The organism is Streptococcus pseudopneumoniae, from assembly GCF_001070815.1.
Classification (GTDB): domain Bacteria; phylum Bacillota; class Bacilli; order Lactobacillales; family Streptococcaceae; genus Streptococcus; species Streptococcus pseudopneumoniae_P.
Window position 1 is genome coordinate 1 of the sequence record NZ_JVLX01000048.1, and the last position, 20,568, is coordinate 20,568.

26 protein-coding genes and 1 tRNA gene are annotated in these 20,568 nt (G+C 39.3%); 16 read left to right on the forward strand and 11 right to left on the reverse strand.

The window, feature by feature from the left end:
- Positions 1-1,498 (forward strand): Rib/alpha-like domain-containing protein (locus tag ADG81_RS05345; protein ID WP_049551133.1); only part of this gene is annotated, 1,498 nt, incomplete at its 5' end.
- 111 nt (positions 1,499-1,609) lie between these two features.
- On the opposite strand, the gene lysS is transcribed toward ADG81_RS05345, so the two are convergent.
- The 5 genes from lysS to ADG81_RS05370 all read right to left on the reverse strand — a co-directional run bounded on the left by lysS (position 1,610) and on the right by ADG81_RS05370 (position 6,074).
- Positions 1,610-3,100 carry a lysine--tRNA ligase gene (lysS, locus tag ADG81_RS05350; RefSeq protein ID WP_049551134.1) on the reverse strand — a complete coding sequence of 497 codons (1,491 nt, stop codon included), beginning with the start codon at positions 3,098-3,100 and terminating at the stop codon, positions 1,610-1,612.
- 137 nt (positions 3,101-3,237) lie between these two features.
- Positions 3,238-3,855: a histidine phosphatase family protein gene (locus tag ADG81_RS05355; protein ID WP_004256600.1), complete on the reverse strand. Its 618-nt coding sequence runs from the start codon at positions 3,853-3,855 to the stop codon at positions 3,238-3,240.
- A complete protein-coding gene (locus tag ADG81_RS05360; protein ID WP_001085897.1) occupies positions 3,855-4,337 on the reverse strand; it encodes an aminoacyl-tRNA deacylase in 483 nt (160 codons plus the stop codon). The genes ADG81_RS05355 and ADG81_RS05360 overlap by 1 nt, the downstream gene beginning before the upstream one ends.
- Positions 4,337-5,179, reverse strand: coding sequence for a DUF368 domain-containing protein (locus ADG81_RS05365; protein WP_000954112.1), 843 nt, complete (start codon positions 5,177-5,179; stop codon positions 4,337-4,339). The genes ADG81_RS05360 and ADG81_RS05365 overlap by 1 nt, the downstream gene beginning before the upstream one ends.
- A gap of 94 nt (positions 5,180-5,273) precedes the next feature.
- Positions 5,274-6,074, reverse strand: a complete 801-nt coding sequence (locus ADG81_RS05370; RefSeq protein ID WP_049547264.1) for a glycoside hydrolase family 25 protein — start codon at positions 6,072-6,074, stop codon at positions 5,274-5,276.
- A gap of 154 nt (positions 6,075-6,228) precedes the next feature.
- Here ADG81_RS05370 and glmU point away from each other — a divergent pair, with 154 nt between their 5' ends.
- The 7 genes from glmU to ADG81_RS05410 all read left to right on the forward strand — a co-directional run bounded on the left by glmU (position 6,229) and on the right by ADG81_RS05410 (position 12,378).
- Positions 6,229-7,608, forward strand: coding sequence for a bifunctional UDP-N-acetylglucosamine diphosphorylase/glucosamine-1-phosphate N-acetyltransferase GlmU (glmU, locus tag ADG81_RS05375; RefSeq protein WP_049551135.1), 1,380 nt, complete (start codon positions 6,229-6,231; stop codon positions 7,606-7,608).
- Between the two features lie 9 nt (positions 7,609-7,617).
- Positions 7,618-8,163 carry an NUDIX hydrolase gene (locus ADG81_RS05380; RefSeq protein ID WP_049551136.1) on the forward strand — a complete coding sequence of 182 codons (546 nt, stop codon included), beginning with the start codon at positions 7,618-7,620 and terminating at the stop codon, positions 8,161-8,163.
- Positions 8,164-8,174: 11 nt separating this feature from the next.
- Positions 8,175-8,486 (forward strand): cell wall synthase accessory phosphoprotein MacP, encoded by a 312-nt coding sequence (macP, locus tag ADG81_RS05385; protein ID WP_000517861.1) that lies wholly within the window; start codon positions 8,175-8,177, stop codon positions 8,484-8,486.
- A 16-nt stretch (positions 8,487-8,502) separates the two neighbouring features.
- Entirely contained in the window at positions 8,503-9,195 is a 693-nt protein-coding gene (locus ADG81_RS05390) for a 5'-methylthioadenosine/adenosylhomocysteine nucleosidase (RefSeq protein ID WP_049551137.1), read from the forward strand.
- 76 nt (positions 9,196-9,271) lie between these two features.
- Positions 9,272-9,763: a chromosome segregation protein RocS gene (gene rocS, locus ADG81_RS05395; RefSeq protein WP_000021242.1), complete on the forward strand. Its 492-nt coding sequence runs from the start codon at positions 9,272-9,274 to the stop codon at positions 9,761-9,763.
- A gap of 252 nt (positions 9,764-10,015) precedes the next feature.
- Positions 10,016-10,606, forward strand: a complete 591-nt coding sequence (locus ADG81_RS05405; RefSeq protein ID WP_049551138.1) for a 3'-5' exonuclease — start codon at positions 10,016-10,018, stop codon at positions 10,604-10,606.
- Between the two features lie 8 nt (positions 10,607-10,614).
- Positions 10,615-12,378, forward strand: a complete 1,764-nt coding sequence (locus ADG81_RS05410) for a glycerophosphoryl diester phosphodiesterase membrane domain-containing protein (protein WP_049551139.1) — start codon at positions 10,615-10,617, stop codon at positions 12,376-12,378.
- Positions 12,379-12,450: 72 nt separating this feature from the next.
- On the opposite strand, the gene ADG81_RS05415 is transcribed toward ADG81_RS05410, so the two are convergent.
- From ADG81_RS05415 to ADG81_RS05425, 3 genes are all read right to left on the reverse strand, one after another.
- Positions 12,451-12,750: a YbaB/EbfC family nucleoid-associated protein gene (locus ADG81_RS05415; protein WP_049551140.1), complete on the reverse strand. Its 300-nt coding sequence runs from the start codon at positions 12,748-12,750 to the stop codon at positions 12,451-12,453.
- Positions 12,751-12,946: 196 nt separating this feature from the next.
- On the reverse strand, positions 12,947-13,189 hold the full coding sequence (locus ADG81_RS05420; protein WP_000710764.1) for a type B 50S ribosomal protein L31: 243 nt from the start codon (positions 13,187-13,189) through the stop codon (positions 12,947-12,949).
- 95 nt (positions 13,190-13,284) lie between these two features.
- Positions 13,285-14,220: a DHH family phosphoesterase gene (locus tag ADG81_RS05425; protein ID WP_049551141.1), complete on the reverse strand. Its 936-nt coding sequence runs from the start codon at positions 14,218-14,220 to the stop codon at positions 13,285-13,287.
- A 103-nt stretch (positions 14,221-14,323) separates the two neighbouring features.
- Here ADG81_RS05425 and ADG81_RS05430 point away from each other — a divergent pair, with 103 nt between their 5' ends.
- From ADG81_RS05430 to ADG81_RS05455, 6 genes are all read left to right on the forward strand, one after another.
- On the forward strand, positions 14,324-14,767 hold the full coding sequence (locus ADG81_RS05430) for a flavodoxin (protein WP_049551142.1): 444 nt from the start codon (positions 14,324-14,326) through the stop codon (positions 14,765-14,767).
- Positions 14,768-14,881: 114 nt separating this feature from the next.
- Positions 14,882-15,148: a chorismate mutase gene (locus tag ADG81_RS05435; RefSeq protein ID WP_049551143.1), complete on the forward strand. Its 267-nt coding sequence runs from the start codon at positions 14,882-14,884 to the stop codon at positions 15,146-15,148.
- Positions 15,145-15,519, forward strand: coding sequence for a fluoride efflux transporter CrcB (gene crcB / locus ADG81_RS05440; protein WP_049551144.1), 375 nt, complete (start codon positions 15,145-15,147; stop codon positions 15,517-15,519). Before ADG81_RS05435 ends, crcB (ADG81_RS05440) begins: the two co-directional genes overlap by 4 nt.
- Entirely contained in the window at positions 15,513-15,842 is a 330-nt protein-coding gene (gene crcB, locus ADG81_RS05445; RefSeq protein ID WP_049551145.1) for a fluoride efflux transporter CrcB, read from the forward strand. Before crcB (ADG81_RS05440) ends, crcB (ADG81_RS05445) begins: the two co-directional genes overlap by 7 nt.
- Positions 15,843-15,960: 118 nt before the next feature.
- Positions 15,961-16,308: a 50S ribosomal protein L19 gene (gene rplS / locus ADG81_RS05450; protein WP_001068669.1), complete on the forward strand. Its 348-nt coding sequence runs from the start codon at positions 15,961-15,963 to the stop codon at positions 16,306-16,308.
- A gap of 42 nt (positions 16,309-16,350) precedes the next feature.
- Positions 16,351-16,422: transfer RNA gene (locus ADG81_RS05455), tRNA-Arg, on the forward strand.
- 108 nt (positions 16,423-16,530) lie between these two features.
- Here ADG81_RS05455 and ADG81_RS05460 read toward each other — a convergent pair.
- The 3 genes from ADG81_RS05460 to ADG81_RS05470 are packed head-to-tail and all read right to left on the reverse strand — an operon-like array spanning position 16,531 to position 19,695.
- Positions 16,531-17,529 (reverse strand): SAP domain-containing protein, encoded by a 999-nt coding sequence (locus ADG81_RS05460; protein ID WP_049551146.1) that lies wholly within the window; start codon positions 17,527-17,529, stop codon positions 16,531-16,533.
- 42 nt (positions 17,530-17,571) lie between these two features.
- Complete coding sequence (gene yidA / locus ADG81_RS05465) at positions 17,572-18,378, reverse strand: sugar-phosphatase (RefSeq protein WP_049551147.1); 807 nt, start codon at positions 18,376-18,378, stop codon at positions 17,572-17,574.
- 12 nt (positions 18,379-18,390) lie between these two features.
- Complete coding sequence (locus ADG81_RS05470) at positions 18,391-19,695, reverse strand: HD domain-containing protein (protein WP_049551148.1); 1,305 nt, start codon at positions 19,693-19,695, stop codon at positions 18,391-18,393.
- Positions 19,696-19,766: 71 nt separating this feature from the next.
- Between ADG81_RS05470 and ADG81_RS05475 the strand changes: the two genes are divergently transcribed.
- Together ADG81_RS05475 and ADG81_RS05480 are read left to right on the forward strand one after the other, a co-directional pair.
- Positions 19,767-20,144: a DUF1934 domain-containing protein gene (locus ADG81_RS05475; RefSeq protein ID WP_080978046.1), complete on the forward strand. Its 378-nt coding sequence runs from the start codon at positions 19,767-19,769 to the stop codon at positions 20,142-20,144.
- Positions 20,145-20,234: 90 nt separating this feature from the next.
- Complete coding sequence (locus ADG81_RS05480; protein WP_049486921.1) at positions 20,235-20,567, forward strand: putative DNA-binding protein; 333 nt, start codon at positions 20,235-20,237, stop codon at positions 20,565-20,567.
- The last annotated feature ends 1 nt before the right edge of the window (position 20,568 follow it).

The window sequence follows — 20,568 nt, forward strand, 5'->3', positions numbered from 1 at the left end:
ACCTGTTAAGGAAATTGAAACTCCAGTAACGAAAACTCCGTTAACGCCAGAGGATTACACAAGAGGCATCAAGATTCCAGAAGGTGGCAAGGTAACGAATGTTGAGAACATTCCAGACTTAACAACCCCAGGTAAGAAAAATCCAGTTAAAGTCACTGTGGAATTACCAAATGGAAAAACAATAACTGTAGATGTTCCAGTTAATGTAACTCCAGTTAAGGAAATTGAAACTCCAGTAACGAATACTCCATTAACGCCAGAGGACTACACAAAAGGAATTAAAATTCCAGAAGGTGGCAAGGTCACAAATGTTGAGAACATTCCAGACTTAACAACACCAGGTAAGAAAGACCCAGTTAAAGTCACTGTAGAATTACCAAATGGAAAAACAATTACAGTCGAAGTTCCAGTAACAGTAACACCAGCTACTGGAATTGAAACACCTGTAACAGATACTCCATTAACAAAAGAAGATATTGGAAAACACGTGAAGGTTCCAGAAGGTGGTAAAATTGTTGAAGTAGGTAAAATTCCAGAAGTAAATACTCCTGGAGATAAAGGTACAGTCAAAGTTAAAATTGAGCTTCCTAATGGAAAACAAATAGAAGTAGAGGTTCCTGTCAAGGTAACACCTATCAAAGATATTGTTAAGAAACTTGGTGATCCAATTACGAATGATGATGTTGAAAAACATATTCAGATTCCAGAAGGTGGCAAGATTATCAGTATTGGAGATAAACCGTCTACAGATATTCCAGGAGAAAGACCAAGTGTTCCAGTGGTGATTGAACTACCAGGTGGTAAACGTGTAACTGTCAAAGTTCCTGTAATTGTAACTCCGAAAACAACTCCGATTGTTGTTGAAGTTGGAACACCGATTACTGAAGATGATGTGAAGAAACATGTAGACCTTCCTGAAGGATGGAAGATTACGAAAGTGGGCGAAATTCCAAAAACAAGTACACCTGGTGACAAACCATCTGTAACAGTAGAATTAGAGTTGCCAGACGGACGTAAAGTGACAGTGGATGTTCCTGTGAAAGTTACTCCTAAATCTAATCATGGTGATAGTCAAGGTAATAATGGTAGTTCAACTACTCATATCGTAACACGTTACCAAGATGGTGATGGTAAAGAAATTTCCCCAGAAGAAAATGGAAGTCATGGACCTAAGACTTTAGAAGGTTATGAATACACTGGCACTAAGACAGATAAAAATGGCAATGTGATTCATACCTATAAGAAAGTAGTTACCCCTACTCGTTCTGAGCAACCTGTTTCGCCAGTTCGTCCTTCAACTCCAGATAAACCAGTAGTTAATCCAACTCAGGTAAGTCAAACAGAATCAAATCAAGCAGTTAGTGCAACAACTGTAGAAAATGATAAGAAGGAATTACCAAATACTGGTACAGAGGATAAGGCTGGTCTAGCTAGTCTTGGACTTCTTGGAATGTTGAGTGCATTCGGACTTGTAGCTCGTAAGAAAAAAGAAGACTAAGAAAGAAACTTCCTTTCTAAAGTTCGATAAAAAAATAGACTGAGGTGAAAACTTCAGTCTATTTCTTTTGGCTATGAAAAAAACCTCTGGCAAGAGCCAGAGGATAAGAATTTATTTCATTGTTGGGAAGAGCAATACATCACGGATAGTAGTTGTATCAGTGAGGAGCATGCAAAGACGGTCGATACCGATTCCCAAACCACCTGTTGGAGGCATACCATATTCAAGAGCCTCAATGTAGTCGTAGTCGATGCCTGTCGCTTCATCGTCACCAAGTTCTTTGGCTTTAGCTTGGGCTTCAAAACGGCTAAGCTGGTCGATTGGGTCGTTCAACTCAGTAAAGGCATTCCCGTACTCCTTGGTCATGATGAAGAGCTCGAAACGGTCAGTAAAGCGTTCGTCTTCAGGATTCTTCTTAGCCAGTGGAGATACAGCTACTGGATGTCCATAAACAAAGGTTGGTTGGATCAAAGTTTCTTCAACAAACTCTTCAAAGAAGGCATTGATAATGTGACCAACTTCAGTATAGTGTTTCTCAACTGGAACTTTCTTCTCAGCAGCGATAGCTTTAGCCTCTTCCAAAGTCATGTCTTTCCAGAAATCGACACCAGTAATTTCCTTGATAGCATCAACCATATGAACACGTTTGAATGGCTCGTTGATTTTGATTTCAGTACCTTGATAGTTAACTGGGCCATCGCCTTTGACTGATTTAGCAGAGTGTTGGATAATACCTTCAGTCAAGTCCATGATGTCTTGGAAGTCTGCATAAGCTTGGTAAACTTCGATAGAAGTAAACTCAGGGTTATGAGTAGCATCCATTCCTTCGTTACGGAAGATACGTCCGATTTCATAGACGCGTTCCATACCACCGACGATAAGGCGTTTCAAGTGAAGCTCAGTCGCGATACGAAGCACCATGTCAATGTTTTGGGCATTATGGTGGGTGATAAATGGACGGGCAGCAGCACCACCAGCTTCATTGTGAAGAACAGGTGTTTCGACTTCAAGGAAACCTTTTTGATCAAGGTAACGACGGATTTCAGAAATGATTTTTGAACGAGTGACAAAGCGCTCAAAGCTTTCACGGTTAGAAATCAAGTCAAGGTAACGTTTACGGTAAATTGTTTCAACGTCTGTCAAACCGTGGAATTTCTCAGGAAGTGGGCGGAGTGCTTTAGATAAGTGAGTGATGTGAGTAGCTTTGATAGAGAGTTCTCCCATATCTGTACGCATCACTTCACCTTCGACACCAAGGAAGTCACCAAGGTCTGCTTTTTTGAAGATATCGTAGTTTTCTTCACCGACAGCATCCTTACGAACGTAAATCTGGATTTGACCTTCGCGGTCTTGAAGGTGGGCAAAACCTACTTTACCTTTACCCCGTTTGGTTACCAAGCGTCCTGCGATAGTAGCTGTTTCATTTTTATCATGTAATTGTTCTTTATCGAGGTCGGCATATTTATCTTTTAATTCTTGTGAATTTGCAGTGCGTTCAAAGCGTTTTCCGAAAGGATCGATTCCTTGTTCACGGAGCGCAGCCATTTTTTCACGGCGAACGATCTGCTGGTCATTTAGTTCTTCCATATGTTCTGTTGACATGGGATCCTCCTAGTTTTACTCAAAATTGAATACGATGAGTCATTTTTTGCGATACTCCCATTTTATCATAAATAAGCAAGAAATTCACGGATAATCTTTCAAAACTAAAAAGAACTTGACGCTAAAATCAAGTTCTGTTATTGATAGGAAGTATCATTCCAAGTATCGAGAGTAAATGTTTCAAAATCATGGGTTTCTAGAATGGTCAGGCTGGCATTTGCTAGACCACCATCTTTACGAAGAAGAGGTTCTTTATAACCTAAAAGAGTACGAAGACTGGCAGTAAGATTAGCGCCGTGACCGACAATTAGAATACGCTCAGCTGGACTATCTTTTAATGATTTGATAAATTGGATTGTCCGTTGCGTGGTGCTATAGAGGGATTCGGCTCCAAACATTTGAGTGTCAAATTGAGCAAGATTAGATCGAAAAGCTTTGATTTGTTGCGGGTAAATAGCTTCCAAGGTTGCGATTTTCAAACCTTCTAACTTCCCCAGCTGCCATTCACGGAGATTAGAAACACTTTCTAAAGGACAGGGGGTCTGGAGTTGACTTTGGATAATCTCAGCAGATTTGACCGCTCGAGGTAAATCGCTTGAATAAATCTGATCAAAAGGAATTTCCTTGAGATATTGGCCAAGTTGTTTTAGGGTTTCAATGGATTCAGGAAGAAGGGGAGAATCTCCACTAGCACCTTGAAAGCGTCCTTCTTGGTTCCAGACTGTACGCCCGTGGCGGACAAAGTAGAGTTTCATTACTTGCTGTCCTCCAAAATATCTGCAAAGTCGGCCTTTACAAAGCTGGCCAATTCTTGCGGTGCGACGATAATGCTGTGACCAACTTCTCCAGCAGAGACAATCATTTGATCCAAGTCTAGAGCGATTTTATCGATAAAAATGGGATAATTGTGTTTCTGACGAATACCGACAGGATTATTGGCTCCATGAATGTAACCAGTTGTTTTTTCCAAGTCCTTTTGTGGAATCATGCTCACTTTTTTATTGCCAGAAATTTTGGCTAGTTTCTTTTCAGACAAGTGTTGGGTGATAGGGACAATTCCGATAATCGGTCCTGTTTTATCTCCCAAAAGCGCCAAGGTTTTGAAAATCTGATCTCGTTCATAACCTTGAGGAAGTTCTCCTTCTAGGGCATTGATTTGAATCCCCTGATGTGGGATACCTGCTTTAGACAGAATTTGTTCTACCAATGTTTTTTTGATTTTAACTTTTTTTGCCATTATTTATACTTATCCTCCAATTGGCTCATCCAAATACCAAGCCAGATTCCAAGTGCAAAGAAGAAGGCGATGATGACATACCCAACAAGAGAAATACCAGTGTATTGGATACTTTCAGCGTTTCCTGCATTTGGAATCAAGATCAAAAGAGTACTTGATAAGACGATTCCGATGATGAAATGATAGACGCGTGAGTGGTAGTTGTTTAAGGCATAATCCATCAATTTTGAAAAAATAACGAGAGTTGCGCCTGCTCCGATTCCAATCGGAAAGAAGGTTCCCAAGAGGTCAAATGTTTTAAAACCAGTCAACATAGGAGCATAGAGACCCAAAATCAAAAGTAGATTTGATGGACTGAGGCCAGGAACTAATACGCCAAGAGCTAGCAGTGCACCAGCTAGGACGAAATTAAGAAAGCTGGCACTTAAGGTTCCAACGACAAAATTTAAGGCATAGAGTCCTAATCCAGAAATGATAAAGGTTATCCAGAACCAAGCCAAATCAATCTTGTCTCGGTCAGATTCTCGAGTTGATTCTTTGAGAAGGCTAGGAACTGTACCAATGATGGCACCCGCAAAGCTCCATAAGACAAAGACCTGATAATTTTCAAGCAGGTATTCAATCGGGTAGGAAAATAAGCCGATTCCCAGAAGCATACCGATGGCAACTGGAATAAAGTACAAAACATTTTCTTTAAAGTCTTTAAAGGGATGAGCCAGAAAACCAATCATTCGTTCATAAATTCCTAAGATTGCTGCTAGAACCCCTCCGGAAATTCCCGGTAAGATAAATCCAAGAGCAATGACAATCCCTTTAATAACACGTGCTAACCATGAGAGCATATTTTTCCTCCAACTATTTCTATTTCAAAAAATCCTTACTATATTGTATCACAATCAAACACAAAAATAAAAAGCAAATGATAAACAAATGCTTTTAAGGTTTTAAAAAGAGTTTTCTAAAGGTTTCTTCTTTGTTCTTTAAGGCAGAGATAACGTTGATATCCAAATCGTGGTCAAAGCCAGCAATTTTTCCTTTAGACGTGTACTGGTGAATGTCGTAATCTAAATCAGTTTTAGGAGTAGCTTCGTAAAATCCTGAGTCAGAACCATAGGAAGGAATCCAAACAGACGTAAACTTATCTGTATCAATACTGTGCTCTTCCATGAAGTAGACCCCAACGTAGATTCCGATATTTTTAGCACCCAGTGATTCAAGCTTTGCTCGGAAGGCTTCAACACCGTCGTTCATATTAGACATGGTTTTTTCTTCCACGTCTAGCCAATAGTAACTTGGACTGTATGGAGAAGAGGCGTTATAGAATACCTCAGCAGCTTTTTCCATCTCCTGGACATTTTTTCCGGCTACATAGGCATAGACAGCAACTGGGACATTTCGTTTTTGAAACTCAGTGATATGGGTTTTAAAGGCCTTATCAACACCATTAACATAGGAAGCATCGTTCTCTTTGGACGTTTGAGCACCACTATGGACGCGAACAATAGCTCCAGAAATGTTTTGGGACAGAGTATCGTAATTGATTTCCTCAGGACGCTGCCAACCAGAAACATCAATTACCGGTTTATCTATATTGTGTAGCGCTTGCGTTTCTACTTGCGCGATATTTGACTTTGTTTTTACAGGATGGTCCTCAAAACGAGGGCGATTCAGGATTAAAATGAAAATCATAATCCCAAAAAAACCAAACATAATAAGCGGATTTATTTTCTTTCTCATACCTCATAATTTTACCTTAAAAATGAGAAAAAATCAAAAAAAATACTTAAAAAATGGGTTAAGAAAGGACTTTAGAGCATTTTTTCATTCAAGAGCGCGGAATGATTTGAAATATGGTATAATAAAAGGGAATTTCTAGAGAAAAGAGAAGATTATGTCAAATTATGCCATTATTTTAGCAGCGGGTAAAGGGACTCGCATGAAATCTGATTTGCCAAAAGTGTTGCACAAGGTTGCGGGTATTTCTATGCTGGAACATGTTTTCCGTAGTGTGGGAGCTATCCAACCTGAAAAGACAGTAACAGTTGTAGGACACAAGGCGGAATTGGTTGAGCAGGTCTTGGCTGGACAGACAGAATTTGTGACTCAATCTGAACAGTTGGGTACTGGCCATGCAGTTATGATGACGGAGCCTATCTTAGAAGGTTTGTCAGGTCACACCTTGGTCATTGCAGGGGATACTCCTTTAATCACAGGTGAAAGCTTGAAAAACTTGATTGATTTTCACATCAATCATAAAAATGTGGCCACTATCTTGACTGCTGAAACGGATAATCCTTTTGGCTATGGACGAATTGTTCGTAATGACAATGCGGAGGTCCTTCGTATTGTTGAGCAGAAGGATGCTACAGATTTTGAAAAGCAAATCAAGGAAATCAACACTGGAACTTACGTTTTTGACAACGAGCGTTTGCTTGAGGCTTTGAAAAATATCAATACCAATAACGCTCAAGGCGAATATTATATTACAGATGTCATTGGCATTTTCCGTGAAGCTGGTGAAAAAGTCGGTGCTTATACATTAAAAGATTTTGATGAAAGTCTCGGGGTAAATGACCGTGTGGCTCTTGCGACTGCTGAGTCGGTTATGCGTCGTCGCATCAATCACCAACACATGGTCAATGGTGTTAGCTTTGTCAATCCAGAAGCAACTTATATCGATATTGATGTTGAGATTGCTCCTGAGGTTCAAATCGAAGCCAATGTTACCTTGAAAGGGCAAACGAAAATTGGTGCTGAGACTATTTTGACAAACGGTACTTATGTAGTGGATAGCACTATCGGAGCAGGAGCTGTTATTACTAACTCTATGATTGAAGAAAGTAGTGTTGCTGACGGAGTGACAGTCGGACCTTATGCCCACATTCGTCCAGGTTCAAGTCTGGGTGCCCAAGTTCATATTGGTAACTTTGTTGAGGTGAAAGGTTCTTCTATCGGCGAGAATACTAAGGCTGGTCATTTGACTTATATCGGAAACTGTGAAGTGGGTAGCAAGGTTAATTTTGGTGCAGGAACTATTACAGTCAACTATGACGGAAAAAACAAATACAAAACAGTCATTGGTAACAATGTCTTTGTTGGTTCAAATTCAACCATTATTGCGCCAGTAGAACTTGGTGACAATTCCCTCGTTGGTGCTGGTTCAACGATTACTAAAGATGTTCCAGCAGATGCGATTGCGATTGGTCGTGGTCGTCAGGTCAATAAAGACGAATATGCAACTCGCCTTCCTCACCATCCTAATAATCAGTAGGAGTCTGTCATGGAATTTGAAGAAAAAACGCTTAGCCGAAAAGAAATCTATCAAGGGCCAATTTTTAAACTGGTCCAAGATCAGGTTGAATTACCAGAAGGTAAAGGAGTTGCCCAACGGGATTTGATTTTCCACAATGGGGTTGTCTGTGTTTTAGCAGTAACGGATGAGCAAAAACTCATCTTAGTCAAGCAGTACCGCAAAGCTATCGAGGCTGTCTCTTACGAAATTCCAGCCGGAAAGTTGGAAGTAGGAGAAAACACAGACCCTGTCGCAGCAGCACTTCGTGAATTAGAGGAAGAAACAGCCTACACAGGGAAATTAGAACTTTTGTACGATTTTTACTCAGCCATTGGCTTTTGTAATGAAAAATTAAAACTATACCGAGCAAGCGATTTGACGAAAGTGGAAAATCCGCGTCCGCAGGATGAAGATGAGACCTTGGAAGTCCTTGAAGTTAGCTTAGAGGAAGCCAAGGAATTGATCCAATCAGGTCATATCTGTGATGCCAAGACGATTATGGCTGTTCAGTATTGGGAATTGCAAAAAAAATAGAGGAGGTCAGTATGGGTAAACCTTTATTAACGGATGAAATGATTGAAAGAGCTAATAGAGGCGAAAAAATTTCAGGTCCTCCTTTGCTAGATGATGAGGAGACAAAAATTTTACCAACCTCTTCTTCCCGTTTTGGTTATGCCAATCCTAAGGATCATGGTTTTAGCCAGGAAACCTTGAAGATTCAGGTCGAACCGTCTATTCATAAAAGCCGTCGCATTGAAAATACTAAGAGAAATGTCTTCAATTCTAAACTGAATAAAATCTTATTTGCAGTCATCTTTCTCTTAATTTTGCTTGTCTTAGCAATGAAACTTTTGTAATAGAAAAGGAATTGAAATGAAAATAGGAATTATTGCGGCTATGCCAGAAGAACTGGCTTATCTGGTCCAGCATTTAGACAATGCCCAGGAGCAAGTTGTTTTAGGCAATACCTATCACACAGGAACCATTGCTTCTCATAAAGTCGTTCTTGTAGAAAGTGGAATTGGTAAGGTCATGTCTGCTATGAGTGTGGCGATTTTGGCTGATCATTTTCAAGTGGATGCTTTGATTAACACAGGATCAGCTGGGGCAGTGGCAGAAGGTATTGCTGTTGGGGATGTTGTGATTGCTGACAAATTAGCCTATCATGATGTGGATGTTACAGCTTTTGGCTATGCTTATGGACAAATGGCACAACAACCGCTTTATTTTGAATCAGATAAAACTTTTATTGCTCAAATCCAAGAGAGTTTATCTCGATTGGACCAAAAATGGCATCTTGGATTGATTGCTACAGGAGATAGTTTTGTTGCAGGAAATGACAAGATAGAAGTGATTAAGTCCCATTTCCCAGATGTTTTGGCTGTTGAGATGGAGGGGGCAGCTATTGCTCAGGCAGCGCATGCCCTTAATCTCCCAGTCTTAGTCATCCGAGCTATGAGTGACAATGCCAATCATGAAGCAAACATCTCTTTTGATGAGTTTATTATCGAAGCTGGACGTCGCTCTGCCCAAGTCTTATTAGCCTTTTTGAAGGCCTTAGATTAAGTGGAAATTTGACAGTTTTTCTAGCTTATGATAAGATTTAAGTAAAGAAAAGCTAGAAAACGTTTCAGAGGATATTATGAGTATTGAAATGACCGTCAGTGAGATTGCAGAGGTCTTAGGATTATCTCGCCAAGCAATCAATAACCGTGTCAAAGAATTACCAGAAGAAGACACAGATAAAAATGACAAAGGGGTAACAGTAGTTACCAGAAGTGGCTTGATTAAGCTAGAAGAAATCTATAAAAAAACGATTTTTGAAGATGAGCCTGTCAGTGAAGATGTCAAGCAACGTGAACTGATGGAGATTCTGGTTGATGAGAAGAATGCAGAAATTCTTCGTCTCTATGAACAATTAAAAGCCAAGGATCGTCAGTTATCAGAAAAAGACGAGCAGATGCGTATCAAAGACCGTCAGATTGCTGAGAAAGACAAACAACTCGATCAGCAGCAACAATTGACCCTTCAAGCAATGAAGGATCAAGAAAATCTTAAGCTAGAGCTGGACCAAGCAAAAGAAGAAGTCCAATCCACTAAGAAAGGCTTTTTTGCTCGTTTATTTGGAGGATAATCAAGGAGCTGTTTAGGTTAAATGCTAACCTGATGGCTTCTTTTATTTCTAAATAGTATAGTTGCTCAAGTAATACTTAATGAAAATCAAAGAGCAAACTAGGAAACTAGCCGCAGGCTGCTCAAAGCACTGCTTTGAGGTTGTAGATAAGACTGACGAAGTCAGTTACATATATCTACGGCAAGGCGAAGCTGACGCGGTTTGAATTTGATTTTCGAAGAGTATAAAATAACAGTAGAGGAGAGGTATATAATGGAAAAATTAGAAGATTACATTGCTTTTGACTTAGAATTTAATCAGCACGAAGGGCAAACACACTTGATTCAAGTATCGGCAGTGCGTTTTAGAGATGGTCAGGAAATTGACGCCTATGATTCCTATGTCCATACTAGTGTGCCTCTAAAGAGTTTTATCAATGGTTTGACTGGGATTACAGCTGAGACCTTAAAAGATGCTCCCCCAGTGGAGGAAGTTATAAAAGATTTCCAAGAGTTTGTGGGTTCTTTCCCCATGGTTGGATACAATGCTGCTAAAAGTGATTTGCCTATTCTAGCAGAGCATGGTTTAGATTATAGCCAGCAGTATAAGGTGGATTTGTATGATGAAGCTTTTGAACGTCGGAGTTCGGATTTACATGGTATTGCCAATCTCAAATTGCAAACTGTTGCCTCATTTCTCGGATTTCAAGGACAGTCCCATAATAGTTTAGAGGATGCTCGGATGACGGCGCGTGTTTACGAGTCCTTCTTAGAGTCAGATCAAGCTAGAGAATTGTTAGAGAAAGAAAGTAGCCTATCAAACAATCCTTTTGGAGGCTTGGACTTGTCTCAATTATTTGACTAGGAGTGCCTATGAAACCTGAAAAACCTAAAAATCTAGGTTTTAGGAAAATCTACTTTAATCTAGATAAAATTCTCTTTCTCTTTTTCTTGATATTCATGATGATTGAGTTTGTCTGGTTACCACTTAATTCTTGGATTGCTGGACTTTTACTCCGTCAGACAGGTTATCTCTTTCTTTCATACAACAATATTTTTGCCATTATAAAAGGGTTTCCATTTGTTAGTCTTGCTTTATTTGTTCTGGTAATTGTTAATTTACTGATCGCCTATTACCAGATAGGACTTCTCTTTATCGGAGCTCGACACCTCCTCTATCACGAAAGGAGGACCTTGCTGGAGTACAGTCGCAAGGTCTTTCGCCAAAGTTTCTTGTTTATGAGGCAAGTGACGATTTCCAAAATGGCCTTTATCTTCTTTTATGTCATGATGCTCTTTCCATTGATTCGAAAGATTTTAAAGATTTATTACCTAAATAAAATTGTCATTCCGGAATTCATAGTAGCCTATATAGAAGATAAGTACTGGTTGGTCGGTTTGGTAATCACTGTTCTAGCCTTGTTGCTGTTTTACATTTCAATACGTTTGATGTTTGCCCTACCCCAGCTTTTATTTGAGAAAAAAACAGTCAAAGAAGCAGTAAGATACAGTCTAGAGAAGACGAAAAGGCAATCTTGGTTTTATATTTGGAACTTGCTCTGGATTATCGTCAAAACGTATCTATTTTTCATTCTTCTCCTCATTCCAATCTTAGCAAGTCAGGTACTGATGGATGGTCTGACCCATAAGGAATCTCTTGTATTAGGAATCATTAATTTTGTCTTGATTAAGAATTTCCACTATATGGCCTTGACTTACTTTCTCATTAAGTTTGTTTCCTTTTTGACAGGGGAGGAACTAGAAATCACACCAAGGAGAAAGAAAGACCACTGGATGAGATGGGGAGTGATGGGCTGTGCTTGTATCTTTTTCGCTCTTGAGGGTTATGTTTATTTAGAAGCTCCAGTTTCACATAAACCTTTAATTATCTCTCATCGCGGTGTTTCAGATAAAAATGGTGTTCAAAATACCGTCCAATCTTTAGAAAAGACGGCTCAGTTATCTCCAGATTTCGTTGAGACAGATGTTCAGGAAACAAAAGATGGCCAATTTGTCATGATGCATGATGCCAATATCAAGAATCTGACAGGAGTTAATGCCAATCCTCAGGATCTAACTTTGGATGAATTAACCAAACTTGATATTTCTGAAAATGGCTATCATACCAAGGTATCTAGTTTTGATGCTTATCTAAACAAAGCTAATGAATTGCATCAGAAACTTCTCATTGAAATTAAAACCAGTCGAAAAGACAGCCCAGATATGATGAAACGCTTTATGGAAAAATATGGAACAGTTCTTAAGCAGAATGGTCACCAAATGCAATCCTTGGACTATCATGTGATTGACCAGGTTTTAGCCTACGATTCTCAAATTCCAGTCTATTTCATCCTACCTTATAATAGTATTTTTCCAAGAACCAAGGCGACAGGTTACACCATGGAGTATTCAACTTTAGATGAAAATTTTGTCAACAAGCTATGGAATACCGATCAGAAATTGTACGTGTGGACCATCAATAGTTCAGAGTCCTTTGATAAATCTGTTCATTTGGGAGCTGATGGCATGATAACAGATGACTTGGAAATGATTCAAGAGCAAGTTACCATTGCCCAAGAAGACCCAGAGTATACTGAATTGCTTTTCAAACAGGCTATGGAATTCTTTAATTTTTAGTAAGCAAAAAGAGGAACAGTTGTTCCTCCCATGATAGGCAAGTATTCTCATGAATGCTTGTTTTTCTTATGCTTAGAATGGCAATTTTCCAGCGAAAGCACCCAATTTTTTCTTAGTCGTTTCATCGATTTGTTCCAGAGCTGAGTTGATGGCTTGAACAGTCATATCAGAAAGGGTTTCAAGGTCTTCTGGGTCAACGACAGCTTGATTGAAGTCAATGCTGACAACTTTTTTATCTCCAGTTAAGGTCGCTTGAACAAGGTCTTGAGCAGATTTGCCAACAAATTGCATAGCAGCAAGTTCTGCTTGACTTTGTTCCATCTGTTTTTGAAGTTTTTGTGCTTGGCGCATCATGTTTTGCATGTTCATCATGGTGATTTACAGTTTCCTTTTTCAATTATTTTCTTTTTTATTTTATCAATTTTGGGGTTAAAAGTCTATTGTTAGTATAAATCCCCTAACATTAAATTACCGAAGAGATTTTCGAAGAGTACGGGTTTGGAACATGAAAACAGCAGTTGATTTGAAGAAACAAAAAAAGAACAGCCAAAACTGTTCTTTTTTATGATTATTTGAGACCGTATTTTTTGTTGAAACGATCCACGCGTCCATCTGCTTGAGTGAACTTTTGACGTCCAGTGTAGAATGGGTGTGAGTCTGATGAAATTTCCACACGGATCAATGGGTAAGTTTCGCCTTCGAACTCAACTGTTTCGTTAGAGCGTTTTGTTGAACCGCTAAGGAATTGGTAACCAGTAGTTGTGTCCATGAAGACAACTGGGCGATATTCTGGATGGATATCTTTTTTCATTTTGCAATATTTCCTTTCTGCCATGGTCTCTTTGCGAGCCATAGATTGTTACCATACTAGTCTATCAGATTCTGAAAAGTTTGGCAAGTATTTTATCAGTTTTTAAGCAAGTTTTTTAACTTTTGGTAGATGATTTCGTTTTCCTCTAGGCTATAGGAATTAGCACCACTTGCTAGAGGATGGCCTCCACCATCATGCTCCTTGGCAATTTCATTGATAGGATGGATTTTACTGCGTAAGCGAACGCGGTAGTGGCCATCAGCTTGCTCCACAAAAATTCCCCAGAGACTGACACTGTCAATGCGTCCAGGTGCACCGACAATGGCTGCAGTTTCAGCATCGGTAACATTAAATTGTTTCAAGACTTCTTGACTCAGGATAACTCGCGCTGCACCATTTTCATCCACTTCCAGATGGTCGTAGATGTATCCTTGAAGTTTAGCAATTTTGTAGCTCATAGTGTCCATTTTGCGAGTGAGAGCCGCAAAGTCAAAGTTATGCTCTCTCAAATAAGCAGCAAGACGGAGGGTGCGTGCAGTGGTAGAAGGGTAGAGGAAGCGACCTGTATCACCAACAATTCCTGCAAAGAGCAACTCAGCAGCTCGATCTGACAAAGCCAGTTGGGTTGTTTCAGCAAATAGGGTAATCATCTCACTAGCGCTACTTGAACTAGTATCTACCCAAGATAGGTCACCATATACATCATCATTTGGATGGTGGTCAATCTTAATGAGAAAATCACCTTGACTATAGCGCTTATCATCAATACGAGCAGTATTCGCCGTGTCACAGACGATAACAAGTGCCCCTTGGTAGGCACTATCTTCAACATGATCCATCTCAGCCATCCAAGTAAGGGTTGGTTCATCAAAACCAACAGCTTTGATGGTTTTTTCTGGGAAATGATGTTTGAGAAGAGCTTTCAATCCCACTTGACTTCCCAAGGCATCAGGGTCTGGTTTCATATGACGGTGAATGATAATCGTGTCGTATTCTTTGATTTTTTCTAAAATGTGATGGCAAATTTCCATAAATAACCTCAATTCTTTCTCATTTCATTGTAGCACAAGAATTTTTATTTTTAAAATGAAAAAGATGTGATATAATGGAGAAAGATAAATTGAGGAGGACGATATGGCATTAGCAAAAATTGTATTTGCCAGTATGACCGGTAATACCGAAGAAATTGCAGATATTGTAGCAGACAAATTACGTGACTTGGGCTTGGATGTCGATGTTGACGAATGTACAACTGTTGACGCTTCAGACTTCTTGGAAGCAGACCTCGCTATCGTTGCGACTTATACTTATGGTGATGGAGAATTGCCAGATGAGATGATGGACTTCTACGAAGACTTAGCAGACCTCAACTTGAATGGCAAAATCTACGGAGTGGTTGGTTCAGGAGATACCTTCTACGATGAATTCTGTAAGGCTGTCGATGACTTTGACCGCGTTTTTGTAGCGACAGGAGCAGAAAAAGGTTCAGAGTGTGTCAAAGTTGATCTCTCTGCTGAGGAAGAAGACATTGAACGCTTGGAACAATTCGCAGAAGAATTGGCTGCTAAAGTAGGATAAGCATAAACGTGCGCTGATGTAATCAATCAGTGCATTTTTTTATCGTGAGTTGGGATTTTACTAGCCTATTTGGTAGCTTTTTGATACAATAATTCAAATAAAGGAGGAGACTGTATGGATTTAGATATTATTCGTCAAGAAATTGATCAAATCGACAATCAAATTGTCAAACTGTTAGAAGAACGAATGCATTTGGTTGAGGGTGTAGTTGCTTATAAGAAAGCATCAGGTAAACCGATTTTAGATACCAAGAGAGAAGCAGTTATTTTTGAAAAGGTCAGAAATCGTGTAGAAGACAAGCGCTATCAGGAGACTATTGTAGCGACGTTTTCGGACATACTCAAACGTTCACGTGATTATCAGGATCAAAACATCAAATGAAAAAAGAACAATTTTATCCGCTAGGGATTTTTCTAGCTGCTATGTTAGGCGGACTTGTCCGCTACCTAGTTTCCACGTGGTTACCAGCCAGTCCTGACTTTCCTTGGGGAACCCTTCTTGTCAACTATCTGGGCATTTTCTGCTTGGTTTATCTTGTCAAGGGTTATCTGGTCTATAAGGGAACCAGTAAAGGTGTTGTTTTAGCACTGGGGACGGGCCTTTGTGGGGGGCTGACAACTTTTTCCAGTCTAATGCTTGATGCTGTAAAACTGCTTGATACAGGGCGTTATCTTAGTTTAGTCTTGTATTTGCTTTTGAGCATCGGTGGAGGTCTGCTTTTAGCTTACTATTTAGGGAGGAAGAAATGGTAATGGTCTATCTTGCAATTGCTTGTGGTCTTGGAGCGCTCGTACGGTATTTCTTTTCCCGCTATAATCAAACTTCTAAATTGCCCCTCGGAACGCTCATGGCCAATCTTTTAGGGTGTTTTTTGATTGGATTATTCTACAATCATGTGGAGTCTAAGGAAGTCTATGCTATTCTAGCAACTGGATTTTGTGGAGGTTTGACAACTTTTTCGACCTTGAATGATGAACTGCAAAGACTGCTAAGTGATAAGAAGGTATTTTATTCTTATTTATCTTTGACCTACCTAGGTGGTTTGATTGCGATTTTTTTAGGAATTCTGCTATAAATTTCTTTACTTTTTTGTGGAAATTTGGTAAACTGTATCTTGTGTGTAATGGACGCACAAAAATACAGTTTATCCGCTGAGGAAGATTCCTCAAGATTGACAAAGATAGGAGAATAAAATGAATCCATTAATCCAAAGCTTGACTGAAGGTCAACTTCGTACAGATATCCCATCATTCCGTCCTGGTGACACTGTTCGTGTACACGCGAAAGTTGTCGAAGGTAACCGTGAACGTATCCAGATTTTTGAAGGTGTTGTTATCGCACGTAAAGGTGCTGGAATCTCAGAAAACTACACAGTTCGTAAAATCTCTAACGGTGTAGGTGTTGAGCGTATCTTCCCAATCCACACTCCACGTGTTGAAAAAATCGAAGTTGTTCGTTACGGTAAAGTACGTCGTGCAAAATTGTACTACTTGCGTGCTCTTCAAGGTAAAGCAGCTCGTATCAAAGAAATCCGTCGTTAATTCGACTAAAAAACTCTGCTTTTTCAGCAGAGTTTTTATCTAGCTCCCTTAGTTCAATGGATATAACAACTCCCTCCTAAGGAGTAGTTGCTGGTTCGATTCCGGCAGGGGGCATTTTGGGAAGCGTAAAGAAGCATAAAGAATATTCAAAGTGTTTGTTTATGGGCAATCATCAGATAAAATTGAGACTATATCGAGTATATAAATGTTTGTATAATTAATTTATTCAACATCGTCAAGTTCTAAATTATTTGAAGGACTATAACATTCATATTTCTTTAAGTAATTGTTTATTTCTTCAGCAGTAGAACAAGGTAAATTAACTCTTAAATAGTCAATATCTTCTTTAGATAAAAAATGATTTGCATTCAAAATTGAGAAGCGAAATAATGCTTCATCAAAAGCAAAATCATAATCGTCATCAGATAATGATTCCATTAATGTTTGAATATGTTTTAGTGAGTAGTCAGGTATCGAATCGGGATAATATACTGGATAATCAGTGGCTGAAAAATTGTTTTCTAATCCTGAACTAGTAATTATCAAAGATTCTATGTAATATATTAAAGAATGTTTAATATTACCTTCTTGTTCCAAATGTCTTCCTTGAGCCTTTCGTGTGTTAGATAAACATCCAAAATCTCCTGATACAGTATTCCTATGAGCTTGTTTATTTAAGAGACTCCATTTTATATCACCAAAAGTTGCTTTAAAAGAGATATTATTTTTTTCTTTACAATAATCTTCCATAGTTATGTCCTTATCATAGTATGCTTTGATATAGTCTTTATGTTCGATAATAAGATTTTGTGCTTCTTTTGTTAGTTTAAATTCGAACGGAATATCTAATTTGTCAACGTTGATATTATTAATTATTCTTGTAATTAATTCTGCTTTTTTTCCAGAAGTAGGTAAATTATGTTTAGATAATATAGTTTTTAATTCTACTACTTTAAGATATGATAAAGTCTTATTTTTAGTGAAGTATCCTAATTTGTATAATTGATTGTGTGTAGATTCAGGGTCAATTTGAAGAGAGTATTTAAAATATCTTGGGAAATTATAATTTCTCCCTGTTTTTTGAGTCCAATCTATGAGTATGAGTTGCCCAGGAGTAAGGCCGCACTCTAATTTGTTTAGGTAAAAATTGTTACAATCAGAATTTGTGTCTCTATTATGATTATTTTGTTTTAAATTAAATAGTTTGCTAAAAAAATTCATTGGATTTTATTGCTAATCAATTCTTATTGAAAAATGATACTTTTACAGTACCCATGTACGGATAGCATGGGCAACGCCGGATTCATCGTTAGATTTAGTGATGTATTTGGCGATTTTTTTGATTTCTGGATTTCCATTTTCCATGACCACGGGGTTGCCAACGACTTCTAGCATGGCACGGTCATTTTCTTCGTCACCGATAGCCATGGTTTGATCTTTGGTCAATCCTAGTTTTTCAGCTAAGTGGGTGATGGCTGAACCTTTGTCCACATTCTTTTTAAGGAGTTCGAGGTAGAAAGGAGCAGATTTGTTGATAGAGTAGCGTTCGTAGAATTCCGCTGGTATCTTTTCAATCGCAGCATCCAGAATCTCAGGTTCATCGATGAACATACACTTGACGATTTCTTTGTCAGCCATTTCTTCAGGAGTGCGGTAGAAAATAGGCATGCTGACGAGGGTTGATTCGTGCACAGTGTATTTTCCGATATTGCGATTGGCTGTGTAGATGCCGTCCTTGGTAATAGCGTGCATGTGGACACCGAGCTTACGACTGAGAAATTCCATATCCAGATAATCTTCATAAGTCAAGGATTCGCTGATAATCTCATGACCTGTAGCAGTTTCTTGGACAAGGGCACCATTAAAGGTCACAACATAGTCACCCTCGTCTCTCAACTGCAAGTCGTCCAGAAGTTTAGCAACACCTGCGATAGGGCGGCCAGTTGCAATCACGACTTTGACACCAGCTTCTTTGGCATCTTGGATGGCAGAAAAGACTTCAGGAGTAATCTCCTTTTGGCTGTTGACTAGGGTTCCGTCAATATCGACGGCAATTAGTTTAATACTCATAAATTTCCTCTTCTAGTTTTTATTTGGGGTAAAATGATCGTTCTCAATCAAGTGTAAAAATTGTTGGGTAATGCTAGCAAAGATGCTGTTTTGGTCCAACATTTCTTTTGGAAAATAGAAACGATTATCTCCGTGGCGACTGCCAGCAAGGGATTGGACGATAGGAGACAGGCTAGAGAGTTCGGCCAGTTCTCCATTTTTTTGTAAAATCTCAATCTGTGTCCGTGGATTTTCAGATTCGGGACGATAGATATCATAAGGGAGGTCGAAGTTCTTATGAATGGCAGTGTAGTAGTCTGGATCAAAGCCGATATCTTCAACCAATTTTCTCATGCTAGCGAGTTGGTCTTGGTCTTCTTGTGAAAAGGTAATGGATTTAAAGACCTTGCGGTTGACAAAACGTTGAGACAAGTCTGCGAGAATCTTGTCAGGACTGGTCATCCAGAGCTGGAAGTAGGTATTCATCACACCATCATCTAGAGCCAGATAATCAGACAAGGTCACATTTTTTTCAAAGAAAGGCAGGAGATGTGGAGATGTGCGTGCAAAGAAGTCCTTGTCTGCAGGATAGAGTTCCTTGGCGCGCTTGAGGAGATTCTGTAGGAGAACTTCCATGGCGCGTGTTGCAGGGTGGAAATAAACCTGCATATACATTTGGTAGCGACTAAGAACATAGTCTTCTATGGCGTGCATGCCATTGCGCTGAAAGGCGATACCATTTTCGACAGGACGAATGACTCGGAGGATTCGAGTCAGGTCAAATTCCCCATAGGATGCTCCAGTAAAATAGGAGTCGCGCAAGAGATAGTCCATGCGGTCTGCATCAATCTGACTAGAAATGAGTTGCACGACCTGCTTGTTAGAATAGGTATGGTTAATGACACTGGCTACCTTTTCTGGGAAATCAGGTGCCACTTGTAGCAGGACTTGGTGAATCTCCGTTTCAGGACTTTGGATAATCTCCTGAGTAATGGCTTCATGGTCTGTATCAAAGAGATGTTCAAAAGTATGGGAGTAGGCACCATGCCCAAGGTCGTGTAAAAGAGCAGCGGTCATGGTCAAGAGGGACTCGGCAGGATTCCATTCCTCAGGATATTTTTCTTCAAAAATCTCTGTGATACGTCGTGCAATTTCATAGACTCCTAGACAGTGGGAGAAGCGGCTGTGTTCTCCACCGTGGAAGGTATAACTGGAAGTCCCCAGTTGTTTAATCCGGCGTAAACGCTGAAATTCTTTTGTATTGATCAAGTCATAGATGATTTGATTATTAACATGGATGTAGTTGTGAACTGGGTCACGGAATACTTTTTCGTTCATATGACCATTATAGCAAAATCCTGCTCTTTTTGGTAAAATAGTAGGACAAGAGACAAGAAAGAGGACTTGATGTGAAGATTCGGATGCGAAATACGATTCAGTTTGATGAACAGTTGGAAGTGATTGACCAGCTTTATGATGTAGAAGTGCATGAAAAGGGAGATTATAGCTACCTGCTTTTTTATAATGAGGAAGAGGAAAAAGTGGTTATTAAATTTCATGGTCAAGAACTGGTGATGAGCCGTTTTTCCAATCCCAAGACCATTATGCGCTTCCTTAAGGATAGCGATAGTTTGGCCTATATTCCTACTCCAATGGGCATGCAGGAGTTTATCATCCGAACCAGTCGTTATGAAGTTGATGGGCAAAAGATTTATTTAGACTATCAACTACAAAATCAAGAGGGACATCCCTTTGCCAGCTATCAATTGGAAATTACTTGGGGCTAGTCTCATGTCTTTTTCAAATTTACCTGACTATCTTCTCAGATTAGCCTGCTAATGTGGTAGATTAGGCTAATTTTTGGTATAATAAAAGTTATGGAAATTGAAAAAACCAATCGTATGAATGCGCTCTTTGAATTTTATGCGGCGCTTTTGACAGACAAGCAAATGAATTATATAGAGCTCTACTACGCTGATGATTATAGCCTTGCTGAGATTGCCGAGGAGTTTGGTGTCAGTCGTCAGGCTGTCTATGATAATATCAAGCGGACAGAAAAGATTCTGGAAGATTATGAGATGAAATTGCACATGTACTCGGACTACATTGTCCGCAGTCAAATTTTTGACCAGATTTTGGAGCGCTATCCCAAGGATAACTTTCTGCAGGAGCAGATAGAAGTTTTAACAAGCATTGATAATAGAGAATAAG